This is a genomic window from Micromonospora sp. DT44 (genome assembly GCF_049841635.1).
In the GTDB taxonomy this organism is placed as follows: domain Bacteria; phylum Actinomycetota; class Actinomycetes; order Mycobacteriales; family Micromonosporaceae; genus Micromonospora.
Window position 1 is genome coordinate 48792 of the sequence record NZ_JBNCKS010000043.1, and the last position, 14961, is coordinate 63752.

A 14961-nucleotide genomic window follows, 5' to 3' on the forward strand; every position below is an offset into this window, starting at 1 on the left:
ATGTTCTCCCGACACCTGGGCGCCTCCGGCGTGCTACAACGCCGGATCAAGCGACCCGTGTCCTGGGCGTTGACCGGCGTGCTGGGCCTGACCTTCGTCCAAGCCGTCGAGATGCCTACCGCTGCCGCTCAGGGCAGCAACCGCCCCAAGACCGCCGACTCCGGCAAGGTCCTGCCCGAGCGGGACCCGCTGCCCGCCAAGCCCCGGAAACCGGACGCCGCAAAGGCCGCGGCGACCACCAAGCCGGCGTCGGTCACCTGGCCGGCCGCCGGCGCCGCCGAGATCGCCCTGCCGGTGCCCGCCTCGGCCGACGCCCGGACCGTCGCGTCCGGCGGCGCGGCACGCACCGCCAAGGCGGGCGGGCTCACCGTCTCCGTCGGCGCGGTGTCCGCGCCGGCGACCGCGAGCGGCGCCGCCGGCACCGCGAGCAGGGCCGCACCGACCACGCCCCCCGGCAAGGTCCGGGTCGAGGTGCTCGATCACGGGACGGCTGGGCGCGCCAAGGTCGACGGTCCGGTCGTGCGGGTGGTCCGCACCGACGGCCAGCAGGCCGCCGGCGACGTGCGGCTCTCCGTCGGGTACGACGGGCTGGCCGGCGCTTTCGGCGGCGACTTCGGCAGCAGGCTGCGGTTGTCCCGACTGCCCGAGTGCGCCCTGCGTACCCCCGAGCACAAGGACTGCGCCGCCCAGCCCCTGCCGACGGTCAACGACGGCGAGAAGCTCAGCGTCTCGGCCGACGTGACGGCGACGGCCAGCACCGGGAGCCTCTACGCGCTGACCGCTGGTGACTCGTCCTCCCAGGGCAGCTACGCGGCGTCGAAGCTGGCCCCCTCCTCGCAGTGGTCGGTGGCCCCCTCCACCGGCGGCTTCTCCTGGTCGTACCCGCTGCAGACGCCCCCGGTACCGGGTGGCGGGGGACCGGGCATCGCGCTGGCCTACTCCTCGCAGTCGGTCGACGGGCGCACCTCGACCACCAACAACCAGGGCTCCTGGATCGGTGAGGGGTTCAGCTACGAGCCGGGCCACATCGAGCGCCGCTACAAGGCGTGCGCCGACGACGGCCACAGCGAGGTCGCCGACCAGTGCTGGGCGCACGACAACGCCACCATCCTGCTCAACGGCAAGTCCACCGAGCTGGTCAAGACCGCCTCCGGTTGGAAGTTCGCCTCCGACGACGGCTCCAAGGTCGAGAAGCTGCTGGGCGCTTCCAACGGCGATCAGGGGACCACTGGCGTCGACGTCGGCGAGTACTGGCGGGTCACCACGACCGGCGGCACCGAGTACTACTTCGGCCTCAACCGGCTCCCGGGCTGGGCCAGCGGCAAGGAGGAGACGGCGTCGACCTGGACCCTCCCGGTCTTCGGCGACGACGCCAACGAGCCGTGCAACAAGACCACCTTCGCCGACTCGTACTGCAACCAGGCGTGGCGGTGGAGCCTCGACTACGTCAAGGACCGGCACGGCAACGTCACGTCCTACTTCTACGGGCGGGAGAGCAACTGGTACGCCCGCGGTAACCGCACCGACCTCAACGGAGTCGAGTACCACCGGGCCGGCTGGCTCAAGCGGATCGACTACGGCCAGAAGGACGGGCAGGTCTACACCACCAACGCGCCCGCCCGGGTGCTCTTCGACACCCTGGAGCGGTGTCTGGCCGAAGGCACGATCGACTGCGACGAGCAGGACCTGAACACCACTACCGCCCCGTACTGGCCGGACGTCCCGTGGGACCGCAACTGCGCCAAGGACACGAAGTGCAAGGGCGACCAGATCACCCCCACCTTCTGGACCCGCAAGCGGCTCGTCGGCATCCGTACCCAGATCCGGGGTGCCAGCGCGTGGACCGACGTCGACAAGTGGGCGCTCGACCACCTGCTCACCGACAACGGTGACGGTAGCCGCACCCTCTGGCTCAACAAGATCACCCACACCGGCCTGGTCGGCGGCAGCGCCACCCTGCCGAGCGTGGAGCTTGCCGGCCTCCAGCTGCCCAACCGGATCGACCGGACCAGCGACTTCATCGCCCCGCTGATCCGCTTCCGCCTGGCCACCGTCTACACCGACAGCGGCGGGCAGATCGACGTCAACTACGAGAAGGCCGACTGCACGGAGAACACCCTGCCCACCGAGGGCAGGAGCACCCGCCGCTGCTTCCCGGTGAAGTGGAACCCGCTGGGCAGCGGTAGCCAGGTCACCGACTGGTTCCACAAGTACGTGGTCAGTGCCGTGGTGGAGACCGACCGCACCGCCCGCTCGCCCGACATGGTCACCAGGTACACCTACCTCGACGGTGCCGCCTGGCGTAAGGCGAAACCGGACGGGCTGAGTGACGGCAAGGACCTCACCTGGAGCGACTGGCGCGGCTACGGCAAGGTCGAGGTCACCAAGGGTGACGGTCAGACGCAGACCACCAAGACCGAGTACCGCTACCTGCGCGGCTTGCACGGGGACGACGACCCGGACAGCACCAACCCCCGCTCGATCACTGTCACCGACACCGCCGGCGGCACCTACACCGACTACGACGAGCTCTCCGGCTTCGAGTACGAGAGCAAGACGTTCGACGGCGCCACCGAGATCAGCAAGAGGATCAAGACGCCGTGGCGGTACAAGACCGGCAGCGAGTCGCACACCTGGGGGGCCAGCGAGTCGTACTTCGTCAACACCGCGAGCACCCGCGGCTACACCGCGCTGGCGGCCGGCGGCTGGCGGCAGACGAAGACCAGCACGACCTTCGACACCACCTACGGTCAGGCGTATCTGACCGAGAACGAGGGTGACGTCGACGTCACCGGCGACGAGGCGTGCACCCGCACCACCTACGTCACCGACGTGACCACCTACGGCGACAACAAGCCGGTCTACGTCAAGGACCTGGTTTCCCAGGTTGAGTCGGTGTCGGTCAAGTGCTCCACGACCCCGAACCGGGCCACCCAGGTCATCTCCGATGACCGCACCTACTATGACGCGCAGGTGCTGGGCAAGGCGAAGATCACCGGCAACGCCACCCGGACGGAGCGGCTGGCCACGCACGACGGCACCACGGCCACGTACACCCGGGTGGCGGAGGGCACCTTCGACGGCTTCGGACGTCCGTTGACCGCGAAGGACGCGCTCGGCGCGACTACCGGCACCAGCTACGTCGAGACCAACGGCCTGACCACGCAGGTCACCGAGAAGAGCCCGCTCGGCTACGAGACGGTCACCACGTACGCGCCGGCCTGGGGCAGCCCGAAACAGCAGGTCGACCCCAACGGGATGAAGAGCATCCTGGAGTACGACCCGCTGGGCCGGCTGTCCAAGGTCTGGATGCCGGACCGCACGGGGGCCAGCGGGCTGACCCCGAACACCAAGTACACCTACCTGATCCGCACCGACAAGCCGGCGGCGGTGAAGACCGAGCAGCGGCGCAACGACGGCACCTACACCGTCGAGTACCAGCTGTACGACAGCCTCCTTAGGCCCCGGCAGCTACAGACCGAGGGTCCGGACGGCACCCGGCTCATCGCGGACACCTTCTACACCCCGACCGGCCAGGTCGAGCGGACGTACGACACCTACCAGGTGGCGGGTGCGCCGGCCGACGTGATCTACCCGGCCGTGCCGGCGGACATGAACGGCCAGACGGCCTTCGTGTACGACGGCGCCGACCGGGTGAAGGCCACCATCTTCCTGGACGGCATCTCCGAGAAGTGGCGGACCACCACCACGTACGGCGGTGACCGCGTGTCGGTCGACCCGCCGGACGGCGAGACGCCGCGCACCACCGTCACCAACGCGCTCGGGCAGACCACCCAGCTGCTCCAGTACAAGGGCAACAGCCCGACCGGCGCGTACGACAAGACCGACTACACCTACACCCGGTCCGGTCAGCTCGCGACGGTGAAGGACCCGCTCGGCAACCAGTGGGAGAACCGGTACGACCAGCGGGGTCGCAAGACCGAAGCGATCGACCCGGACGCGGGGCACTCGTACTTCTCCTACGACGACCAGGACCGGCTGGCGGTCAGCACCAACGGCGTCGGCGCGTCACTGAGCTACCGCTACGACTCGGTCGGCCGCAAGACCGCCACGTACAAGGGCAAGGACCCGGACACGGGCCAACTGCTCAGCGAGTGGCAGTACGACCTGGAGATGCTTGGTCAGCTCTCCTCCACCACCCGGTACGCCTCGGACGGCGGCGCGTACGTCACCTACTACAGCGGCTACGACGAGCTGTACCGGCCACACGAGACGTACTACCAGGTGCCGGAGGAGGCGGGCAAGGAGCTCGCCGGCCTGTACACCTTCGGCACGGAGTTCAACTTCGACGGAACGGTGCAGACGGTCGGCATGTCGGACGGCGGCGGGCTGCCGTTCGAGTCGATCGCCTACACCTACGACTCCCTGGAGCGGCTGAAGAGCACCAAGAGTGACGTGCCGTACGTCACCGACGTTTCCTACCAGGCGACCGGTGAGGTGCTGCAGTCCGAGGTGCAGCTCAACACCAAGAAGGTCTGGTCGACGTACGAGTACGAGCGGGCGTCGAAGCGGCTGAGTCACACCCGACTCGATCGGGCCGGCGCGCCGGTCATCGATATCGACGCCCGGTACAGCTACGACGATGCCGGCAACATCACCCGGATCGAGGACACCCCGACCGGTGCCCGGGACGTGCAGTGCTTCACCTACGACTACCTGCGCCGGATGGACCGGGCCTGGACGTCGGGGAGCACGGCGCCCGACCCCTGCGCCGGCGGCCCCAGCGTCACCGGACTCGGCGGGGTGGCCCCGTACCACCACGCCTACACGTTCGACGCGACGGGCAACCGCAAGACCGAGACCCAGTACGCCGCGAACGGCACCTCGTTGCTCGCCCGCAGCTACGAGACCCCGTTGGCCGGCCAGGCCCGGCCGCACACGGTCAACAAGATGACCGAGTCGACCCCGTCCGGGGAGCGGCTCTACACCTACCAGTACGACACCGCCGGTAACACCACCAAGCGCACGAAGGTCGGCGAGGACCAGACCCTGGTCTGGGACGCCGAGGGCAACCTCGAGTCGGTCACCGCCAACAGCAAGAAGACGTCCTTCGTGTACGACGTCGACGGGTCGCGGATCCTTCGCAAGGAGCCCGGCACGACGACGCTCTACCTGCCGGGCATGGAGATCCGGCTCAACACCACCACCCATTCCACGGACGGCACCCGCTACTACCCGGTCCCGGGTGGCGGCAGCATCGTCCGCAAGCTCGACGGCGTCCGCTACGTCGCGCCGGACCACCACGGCACCGGCCAGGCGGTCGTCGACGAGGCAGGCGCGATCGTCACCCGGCGGACCACGCCGTACGGCGAGTCGCGTGGGACCCCGCCCGGACCGGGGCAGTGGCCCACCGAGAAGGGCTTCGTCAACGGCAACCAGGACAGCAGCACCGGCCTGGTGAACATCGGCGCCCGCGAGTACGACCCGATGCTCGGTCGGTTCATCTCGATCGACCCGATCATCGACGTCAACGACCCGCAGCAGATGCACGGGTACGCGTACGCGAACAACAACCCGGTCTCGTTCTCCGACCCGGACGGCCTGCGGGCCTGCTCCGACGACGCCTGCGGTCCGGGCGCCGACTACGAGGACATGTACGGCAACTACCACGACGTGCCCGGGCACAACGACGGTTGCCACGGCTGTTCGGGTGCGTACGACCCGCACGCGCCGGCCGAGAACCACCCACGGACGAAGGACAACGGCGGCGGTGGCGGTGGCGGCGGCGGTGACGCCGCGGCGGCCGCAGATAAGGCCCGGCAGGAGCGCATCGCCAAGGCGAAGGCCGTTCTCCTCGAGGCGGGCAAGGCGCTCGCCAAGATCGCGATGGACGAGCTGGGCATCACCGACGCGTTGAACTGCATCACCAAGGGCGACGTCGGCGGCTGTGTCAGCACGGCGATCACGATCGCGAGTTCCTTCGTGGGCGGCTTGCTGGGCAAGCTCGCCAGCAAGTACGGCGCACCGTGGAAGTGGAAGAAGGGCTACGAGCTCGGCATCCGGGTCAAGGACCTGCTCGGCAAGCTGATCACCGGGGTCAAGGACTTCATCAAGGCAGGGAAGAAGGCCTGCCACAGCTTCGCCCCAGGGACGCTGGTGCTCCTAGCTGATGGATCTTCAAAACCGATCGAACAGGTCAGTCTCGGCGATCAGGTTTTGGCAACGGATCCAGACAGCGGCGAGACCGGACCTGAAAAAGTCGTCGCTACGCACATAAATCTCGACTTGGAGCTGACTGACCTGCGCCTCGTGATTAATGGCACGGTCATCGAGGTGCAGACGACCCAGAATCACCCCCTCTGGAGCAATGACAGGAAAGAATGGGTTTCCGCGTCATTGCTTCATGTCGGAGAGAGGCTTAGGTCTCATGACGGCAGCGACGTTATCGTCTCCGAAGTGCGATCCTATATTGACGCCAAGGTTATGCGGGATCTCACCGTCGAATCGGTTCACACGTATTACGTGGTCCTTGGCGGCGCCTCGACGTTGGTCCACAACTGCGATGAGCCATGGATGGCTCCGCAAAGCTATACACACGTGGACAAGTTCCATGGGCCGAACGCTCCTGGGAACAAGAGCAAGTTTGACAAGGGCGTCGACTATGATGAGTTGGCGGATGAGGCGGCGAAGTTTGAGCCGCAAAGGCAGACAAACGGTCGTTGCAACCGCGTTTGCACCTTGCCCGATAATCGGATCATCGGCAAAGACCAGAATGGTCTACCAACGAACAAGTACACGGTAGTGACAGAAGAGAATGGTCGGGTTGTCACCATGCACCCAGGATTGCCGAACTGAGGAAAGATGGCGCTAACGTTTTTCGTCGAGGATCAGCTGCACGCGCGCCTTTCGACATTCTCCGACGATGCTGGTAACTCGTTCCTTGGCCTTGCTCGCCGATTGGCCGTCAGGGGCAGCCACGTGTTCGACATCTTCGACCCATATGCTGATGCAATGTTCAACTACATCCAGTTGGATAGGATGATAAGCGAACTTGACGATGCTTTGCGTGGCGATTTGACGTCGACCGAGCGGAGCCTTGTAGTCAGAGTTAAAGGCGCGGCCCAAGAGGCGAGAAATGTCAGTGGATACCTTTTCGTGGAAGGCGACTGAATCGCTATAGACGGGAGGGTCGAGCGGCAGATTGTCGGTCGTCTGGACGCCCTGCGCGGTGCTAGCGTGCAGGGCGTCCACCTGCGTGACATCGACAGTCTGATCTTGGAGCTGCAGTCACCCTTTGGCGAGGTGGCCGTGATTCGCGTCTTCTCTATGGCCTAGCTCCGACGGCGAATTTCTTCAGGCGGCGGTCGGCTCGTGAAGGGTATCGACATCGACACACATAACGGTATAGCGCGCCGTCATTACGTCCGTCGATCCGTTCCCCACCCGCCTCAGCTGGAGGATCGCCATGGCCCGACCACCGTCCATCCGCCTGCGCCGTCGTGGGGTGCTCGGCATCCCCGCCCTGGTGGCCGCCGCTCTGACCGTCGTGGTCCGGCCCGCCCCGGCGAGCGCCGCGCCGAAGGCCGAGTGCCTGGCGGACCTGCTGCAGGACTCCTGATGGCGACCATCCCGTGGCTCGTGGACGTGCTGCGCGCCGCCGGGGTCCAGGTCGTCGTCGAGGGCGACTGGCTCAACCGGATGCGGCCCGGCTCCTTCGACCCGATTGGGGTGCTCTGGCACCACACGGCCTCGACCTCGAGCGCCAGCGACCCGCACCCCGCGCTGGGCATCTGCATCAACGGTCGCTCCGACCTGGCCGGCCCGCTCTGCCAGTCCCTCGTCGACTACAACGGGGTCTTCCACGTGATCTCCGCCGGTCGCTGCAACCATGCCGGGGTCAGCGGCGGCAGCGGACCCATCCCCGCGGGCGACGGCAACACCCTGATGATCGGGTGGGAGATCGACTACAACGGCGTCGACCAGCAGATGACGACCGCGCAGTACAACGCCTCGATCGCCGCCACGGCCGCCGTGCTCACCCGGCTGGGTCGGGACAGCAGCTACGCCCGCGGTCACCGGGAGACCAGCACCACCGGCAAGATCGACCCGTCCTTCATCGACCTGAACGTGATGCGGGCCGACGTAGCCGCGAAGATGGCCGGCGGTAGCACAGCCTGGTCGTCGATCGTGGACAACGCGACCTCGGGTCGCTTCAGCGCCAGCGCCAACTGGGGCGTGTCGACGTTCTCCACCCAGCGGTACGGCGCCGACTACCGCTACGCCGAGCCCGTCGCGGCCAGCGACCCGGCCTGGTACCGCTTCAACGTGCCGGCGACCGGCAACTACCGGGTGGACGCGTGGTGGCCGACGAACAGCGGTTACAACAGCGCCACTCCGTACATCGTCGCCACCACCACCGGCAACCGCACGGTGTACGTCGACCAGCGGGTGACCGGCGGGCAGTGGCGCGTCCTCGGCACGTTCACCCTGCCGGCCGGAGACGCCAACCGGGTGGCGGTGAGCCGGTGGAGCAACGCGACGGGCCTGGTCATCGCCGACGCCGTACGCCTCACCCGCGTCTGACCCGGCGTGACGCGCCCCGCCCCGGCTTGATCGACTCGACTTCCCGGATGTCGGGGTGTCCCTCGTGCGAGGATGCCCCGACGTCAAGGATCCCGAGTGGATCATCACCCCGGCGGGTGACGGATCGACCCCTGCGCATCCGCCGACCGACGACCCCGAGTCACGCAGAGAGCGGTGCGTTTGCCGGTGCCGAGCCCGTCGGTGCCCGCCCGATGCAGCCACGAGCCGTGCACCTCCCTGACCTGCGCGCTGCCACCGGACCGCGTGTAGGACGCCTGCCAGTCGCGGATGGTCTCGTAGGCGCCGTGGTCGAGATAGTCGAGGTGCAGTTCGAGGTCGACGTGCTGCCCTGGGGGGAGGGCGGCGAGTCGGCGGCTGAGCCGTCCGCAGGCGACGAAGGCGAGCGTTCCGGTGATCGACACGAGCCAGGCGCCGGGGTTCGGCTCGGTGACGTGGATGTCGCAGCGGGCCAGCCGCCACAACATGAACAGCGCCGCCGTCGCCATGCCCAGCCCGACCCCGATCAGCAGGTCCGTCGCGGCCACGCCGACCGCGGTGACCACGTAGATGGGCAGCTCCCGGTGGTGGGCGTAGGTGCGGATCTGGGCGAGGCTCACCAACCGCAGGCCGACCACCACGAGAACGGCGGCGAGGGCGGCCATCGGGATCATCTCCAGCAGCACGGCGCCGGCCAGCACGAACCCGGCGATCCAGACGCCGTGCAGGATGGTCGACGCGCGGGTGCGTGCCCCGGCGGCGACGTTGGCCGAGCTGCGCACGATGACGCCGGTGACCGGGAGGCCGCCGAGCGTCCCGGAGACGGCGTTCGCGGCGCCCTGGGCGAGGAGCTCCCGATCGAGGTTCGCGCGTGGGCCATGGTGCAGGCGGTCGACGGCCACCGCCGAGAGAAGAGATTCCACGCTCGCTACCAGGGCGATGGTGACGACTGCCGGGAGGACTTCCCACGGCGGCGAGTCGGGCCAGCGGGGGAGGGCGAGCGTGCTCAAGGGGTCGGCGGGCAGATTCACCCGCTCCACGTCGGCGCCGAGGACCGTCGCCACCACGGTGGTGACCACCACCGCCACCAGGGTGGCCGGCAGCATGGTGGTCTTGACCAGGCGTGACCAGACCAGCAACAGCCCGATGGTCAGCGCGCCGAGCAGGACGGACACGCTGTGGTGGTCGGCGACCTGGCCGGGTAGGTCACGCAGGTTCGCCCACGCGGAGCTCTGGGGCGCGCCGCCGAGCGCGACGTGCACCTGGCTCAACGCGATGACCAGGCCGATGCCGGCCAGCATCCCGTGTACGACGGTTGGCGACAGCGCGAGCGCGGCCCGCCCGAGGCGGGTGATGCCCAGCACGATCTGCAGCAGCCCGGCGACGGTCACGATCGCGGCGGTGCCGGCGAAACCGAACTCGGCGATGGTGCCCGCGACGATCACGGTGAGCCCGGCCGCTGGTCCGCTGACCTGAAGCGGCGCGCCGCTCAGCGCGCCGGCGATCACCCCGCCCACGACGGCGGCGATCAGCCCGGCCAGCAGCGGTGCTCCGGAGGCGGCGGCGATGCCCAGGGACAACGGGATGGCGATCAGGAAGACCACGATGGACGAGGGGATATCGTGCCGAAATGACGCTAAAGCCGACATCTCTGGAAAGCTACCGAGATAATATTAATGCATAGTTAAGCGTGATTCTTTCACCCTCAATACGAGCGGGGCGCGACCGCTTGGTCGCACCCCGCCGGTGTGGTGTCGGATCAGTTACGCGAACAAGTCGTCCCGTTCAGCGAGAAGTTGGTCGGGGACGAGTACGACCCGTTCAGCGTTCCCTGGTAGCCGAAGCTGGCCGTACCCCGGGGAGCGATGGAGCCGTTGTGGCTCACGTTCCGGGCGGTCACCGCGGAGCCGCTCTGGCTGACCGTCGCGTTCCAGGCGTTGGTGACCGTCTGCCCGCCGGGCAGGTTGTAGGTGAGCGTCCAGCCGTTGATGGTGCTGGACCCGTTGTTGGTGATCTGCACGTCGGCGGTGAAGCCGTTGTTCCACGAGTTGGCCGTGTACTTGACGGCGCAGCCCGAGGTGCCGCCCGGCGGCGGGGTGGTCGGCGGCGGGTTGGTGGGGTTGCCGCCGCCGTTGACGTTGGCCGAGAACGAGGTCACCGCGAGCCCGACGCCGCCCTGCCACGGCTCGAAGCCGGCCTGGATGCTCGTCAGATACCAGGAGTTCGTGATCGCGCCCCGGTTGCGGGTGTCGTTGATGAAGTCCATGACGCTGAAGTTCAGGCTGGAGACGGCCGACGACGCGACGTACGAGATGACGTTGTTGGAGCCGTTGCTGCCGCGCCAGACCTCCCAGGTCCGGCCGGCCAGGTTCGTCGTGCCGACCACCGAGCCGATGGGCTGGATCGAGCCTTGGCGGTTGAGCCAGATCATGATCTCCATCTGGTTGACGCCGTCCCGCTTGGGCGACGGGTCCAGCCAGATGTCGTACGAGGCGTTGTAGGTCGCGCCGCTCACGTACCGGTAACTGATGCTGCTGGTGGCGCTGCTGATCTGCGACACCTGGATCGGCAGGTTCGTGCCGGGGGAGCAGTTGGTGTAGTGACAGCCGAAGAAGATCGAGGGGTACGCCGTGGGCGCGCCGTTGGTGGGGCTGCTGCCGTTCAGCGTGGTGATCTCGAAGCCGTTGCTGGTGGCGTTGATGCACTGCTGGGCGGTCGTGCCCCACCGGTTGTTCTGCACCACGTAGCGGCCCTGGATGACGGTGGAGCCGTACTGCTCGCAGATCAGGGTGTCGGCGGAGGCGCTGCCCCCGAGGGCCACGGCCACGAGGGAACTGGTGAGCAACAGCCCGGCGGCGGCCAGGGCTCGAAGGTGACGCTTCATGACGCTCCTTGACTCGGCGCAAGCTGGGCGCCGGCTGTGGTGGGGTGGTGCGGGAGCGCTCCCACGCTCAACGACACATTTACATGTCTGAAACTGTGGCGCAACCGCGTGCGTCAAACTGGCGAATTGTGAGGATTGCCATGCCCCCACCGGACGGCTGTCAGCTCACCTCCCGCTCAGCGGCAGCGGCCGACGGCGCGGTTCGCGCCGGACCGATCAGCTCTGGTGTGCGTCGATCGCTCCGAGTAGCGTGTTGCCTCCAACGCGTGCCGTTCCCCTCCGGAGGCGTACACCACCATGCGTAGCTCCCCCCTGCGCATCCTCATCGTCGGCGCGGGCATCGCCGGCCTGGCCGTGGCCCGGGCCCTGCGCCTGGCGGGCTTCCGGCCGGATGTGACCGACAAGCTGCCGGCGGGAGAGTCGACCGATGTCGGCCTCTACCTGCCCGGCAACGCGGCCCGCGCGCTGCACCGGCTGGACCTGCACGATCCCGTCCGCCCTCTCGGGCAGGTGATCCACCGGCAGCGCTTCTTCGACGCCTCCGGGGCCCCGCTCTGCCAGGTCGACCTGGACGCGCTCTGGGCCGGCGTCGGGGAGTGCCGGGCGCTGCCCCGGAGCGATTTGCACCGGGTCCTGCTCAGCGGCGCCGGCGGCGCCGTCCGCCACGGCGCCGAGGTCCGCACCCTCGAGCTGCTGCCGGGCGCCGTCGGCGTCACCTTCACGGACGGCACCCGCACCGAGTACGACCTGGTCATCGGCGCCGACGGACCGCGTTCGTCGGTCCGGACCCTGGCCGCGCTCGGCGGGCCACCCCGCCCGGCCGGGCACGTCGTCTACCGGGCTGTCCTGCGCGACGGTCCGGCCGTCACCGACTGGACCGCGCTGCTCGGGCAGCGCTGCGGCCTGCTGCTCGTGCCGATCGGGGAGGGCCGGCTGCACTGCTACGCCGACGAGGCGGGCACCGAGCCGCCCGCCGACCCGCTGGCCCGACTGCGGGAACTCTTCGCCGACTACCGGGGCCCGGTGCCCGAGGTGCTCGACACGCTCGACCGGGTGGACGTCGGGATCACCGACGAGGTTGAGCTGGGCCGCTGGCACCGGGGGAGGGTGCTGCTGGTCGGCGACGCCGCCCACGCCACCGCGCCCACCCTGTCGCAGGGCGCGGCGATGGCCCTTGAGGACGCCGTGGTGCTGGCCGAATCACTGCGCGCGGCCGGCAGCGTCGAGGCGGCGCTGATGGCGTACGAGAGTCGTCGTCGCCCGCGTACCCGATGGGTGGCCGACCGGACCCGGGACCGCAACCGGACCAGGGACGTGCCGCCGGCGCTGCGCGACCCGCTGCTGCGCGGACGCGGCGGCCGGATCTTCGGGGAGCACTACCGGCTACTGGTCGGCCCGCTGTAGGCCCGTTGTAGATCGTGTCACGCCACCCCACGCGGCGCTGCGACCTGCCGGGGACTATCCTCCTTGCGGATGACGGCCCGCCGATAACCAGCGTGAGCCGAGCGGGACAACCGAGAACCGGAGGCCACTCGTGACCACCGTCGCACCCAAGCCGGTCGTGACCCGGCCCTGGCCGGTCCGGGAGCCGGTCAAGGGGTCGGCCATCGCGCGGCTGCTGCGAACCACGGACGCGAAGCAGATCGGGATCATGTACATGATCACCGCATTCGTGTTCTTCCTGATCGGTGGCGTGATGGCCCTGATCATGCGGGCTGAGCTGGCCCGACCCGGGCTGCAGTTCCTGTCGCCCGAGCAGTACAACCAGCTCTTCACGATGCACGGCACGATCATGCTGCTGTTCTTCGCGACGCCGATCGTGTTCGCCTTCGCGAACTACATCGTGCCGATTCAGATCGGCGCGCCCGATGTCTCCTTCCCGCGACTGAACAGCTTCGCCTACTGGCTGTACCTGTTCGGCGGCACGATCGCGACCGCCGGCTTCATCACCCCGGGCGGCGCCGCCGACTTCGGCTGGTTCGCGTACGCGCCACTGAGCAGCGTCGAGCACTCGCCCGGCGTCGGCGCCAACATGTGGATCATGGGTCTGGCCATCTCCGGTCTGGGCACGATCCTCGGCGCGGTGAACATGATCACCACGGTGCTCACCCTGCGTGCGCCCGGCATGACCATGTTCCGGATGCCGATCTTCACCTGGAACATCCTGGTCACCAGCCTCCTGGTGATCCTGGTCTTCCCGCTGCTGGCCGCCGCGCTGTTCGCGCTCGCCGCGGACCGCATGATCGGCGCCCACGTGTACGACCCCGCCACCGGTGGGCCGATGCTCTGGCAGCACCTGTTCTGGTTCTTCGGGCACCCCGAGGTGTACATCGTCGCGCTGCCGTTCTTCGGCATCATCAGCGAAATCATCCCGGTGTTCTCCCGCAAGCCGATCTTCGGCTACAAGGGCCTGGTCGCCGCGACCGTCGCCATCGCCGCGCTGTCGATGAGCGTCTGGGCGCACCACATGTTCGCCACCGGCCAGGTGCTGCTGCCGTTCTTCAGCTTCCTGAGCTACCTGATCGCGGTGCCCACCGGTATGAAGTTCTTCAACTGGATCGGCACCATGTGGCGGGGCCAGATCAGCTTCGAGACGCCCATGCTCTGGGCGGTCGGCTTCCTGGTCACCTTCCTCTTCGGTGGTCTCACCGGCGTGCTGCTGGCCAGCCCGCCGCTCGACTTCCACGTGTCGGACTCGTACTTCGTGGTGGCGCACTTCCACTACGTGCTCTTCGGCACCATCGTGTTCGCGGTCTTCGCCGGCATCTACTTCTGGTTCCCGAAGATGTTCGGCCGGATGCTCGACGAGCGCCTGGGCAAGGTGCACTTCTGGCTCACCATGATCGGCTTCCACACCACCTTCCTGGTGCAGCACTGGCTGGGCGCCGAGGGCATGCCCCGTCGGTACGCCGACTACCTGCCCGGCGACGGGTTCACCACGCTGAACACGATCTCCACGATCGGCGCGTTCATCACCGGTATCTCCACGCTGCCGTTCATCTACAACTGCTGGAAGTCGTACAAGACCGGTCCAGTGGTCGAGGTGAACGACCCCTGGGGTCACGGCAACTCGCTGGAGTGGGCGACCAGCAGCCCGCCGCCGCTGCGCAACTTCGACCGGATGCCGCGCATCCGCTCCGAGCGGCCGGCGTTCGACGCGAAGTTCCCGGAGCTGGCCGCCGGCCAGAGCGTGGCCGGCCCGCCGGAGGGTGGCGCCAAGCCGCTCACCAGCGAGTCGGACGGCGGCGCCACCTACACCGAGGACACCGCCAGCAACCTCGACCGGCACTGACGTTTCGCCAAGCTCGTACGACGGGCGCCGCCCCCGGGTCCACCGGGAGCGGCGCCCGTCGCGTTACCACCCCGCCCCGCGCCGCGCCCCGCCCCGCGCCCCGCGCCCCGCGCCTCGCCCCGCGCCGCCTCGCCCCGCACCTCGCGCCTCGCGCCGCGCCTCACGCCGCCTCGCGCCGCGCCTCACGCCGCCTCGCGCCGCGCCTCACGCCGCCTCGCGCCGCGCCTCACGCCGCCTCGCGCCG

Annotated in this window: 8 protein-coding genes; 5 read left to right on the plus strand and 3 right to left on the minus strand. The window is 68.5% G+C overall.

The window, feature by feature from the left end:
* Positions 1 to 6816 (plus strand): RHS repeat-associated core domain-containing protein, encoded by a 6816-nt coding sequence (locus tag ACLQ25_RS23480; protein WP_425732954.1) that lies wholly within the window; start codon positions 1 to 3, stop codon positions 6814 to 6816.
* A gap of 12 nt (positions 6817 to 6828) precedes the next feature.
* Here the strand turns inward: ACLQ25_RS23480 and ACLQ25_RS23485 are convergent, their stop codons facing one another.
* Complete coding sequence (locus ACLQ25_RS23485) at positions 6829 to 7212, minus strand: hypothetical protein (protein ID WP_425732955.1); 384 nt, start codon at positions 7210 to 7212, stop codon at positions 6829 to 6831.
* 214 nt (positions 7213 to 7426) lie between these two features.
* Between ACLQ25_RS23485 and ACLQ25_RS23490 the strand changes: the two genes are divergently transcribed.
* Positions 7427 to 7579 (plus strand): hypothetical protein, encoded by a 153-nt coding sequence (locus ACLQ25_RS23490; RefSeq protein ID WP_425732956.1) that lies wholly within the window; start codon positions 7427 to 7429, stop codon positions 7577 to 7579.
* On the plus strand, positions 7579 to 8544 hold the full coding sequence (locus ACLQ25_RS23495; RefSeq protein WP_425732957.1) for an N-acetylmuramoyl-L-alanine amidase: 966 nt from the start codon (positions 7579 to 7581) through the stop codon (positions 8542 to 8544). Before ACLQ25_RS23490 ends, ACLQ25_RS23495 begins: the two co-directional genes overlap by 1 nt.
* A gap of 104 nt (positions 8545 to 8648) precedes the next feature.
* Here the strand turns inward: ACLQ25_RS23495 and ACLQ25_RS23500 are convergent, their stop codons facing one another.
* Together ACLQ25_RS23500 and ACLQ25_RS23505 are read right to left on the minus strand one after the other, a co-directional pair.
* On the minus strand, positions 8649 to 10145 hold the full coding sequence (locus ACLQ25_RS23500; RefSeq protein ID WP_425732958.1) for a SulP family inorganic anion transporter: 1497 nt from the start codon (positions 10143 to 10145) through the stop codon (positions 8649 to 8651).
* A 155-nt stretch (positions 10146 to 10300) separates the two neighbouring features.
* Complete coding sequence (locus ACLQ25_RS23505; protein WP_425732959.1) at positions 10301 to 11425, minus strand: GH12 family glycosyl hydrolase domain-containing protein; 1125 nt, start codon at positions 11423 to 11425, stop codon at positions 10301 to 10303.
* Between the two features lie 297 nt (positions 11426 to 11722).
* On the opposite strand from ACLQ25_RS23505, the gene ACLQ25_RS23510 reads away from it, so the two are divergent.
* Together ACLQ25_RS23510 and ctaD are read left to right on the plus strand one after the other, a co-directional pair.
* Complete coding sequence (locus tag ACLQ25_RS23510; RefSeq protein ID WP_425732960.1) at positions 11723 to 12829, plus strand: FAD-dependent monooxygenase; 1107 nt, start codon at positions 11723 to 11725, stop codon at positions 12827 to 12829.
* Positions 12830 to 12959: 130 nt separating this feature from the next.
* Positions 12960 to 14717, plus strand: coding sequence for a cytochrome c oxidase subunit I (ctaD, locus tag ACLQ25_RS23515; protein ID WP_425732961.1), 1758 nt, complete (start codon positions 12960 to 12962; stop codon positions 14715 to 14717).
* Positions 14718 to 14961 lie beyond the last annotated feature (244 nt).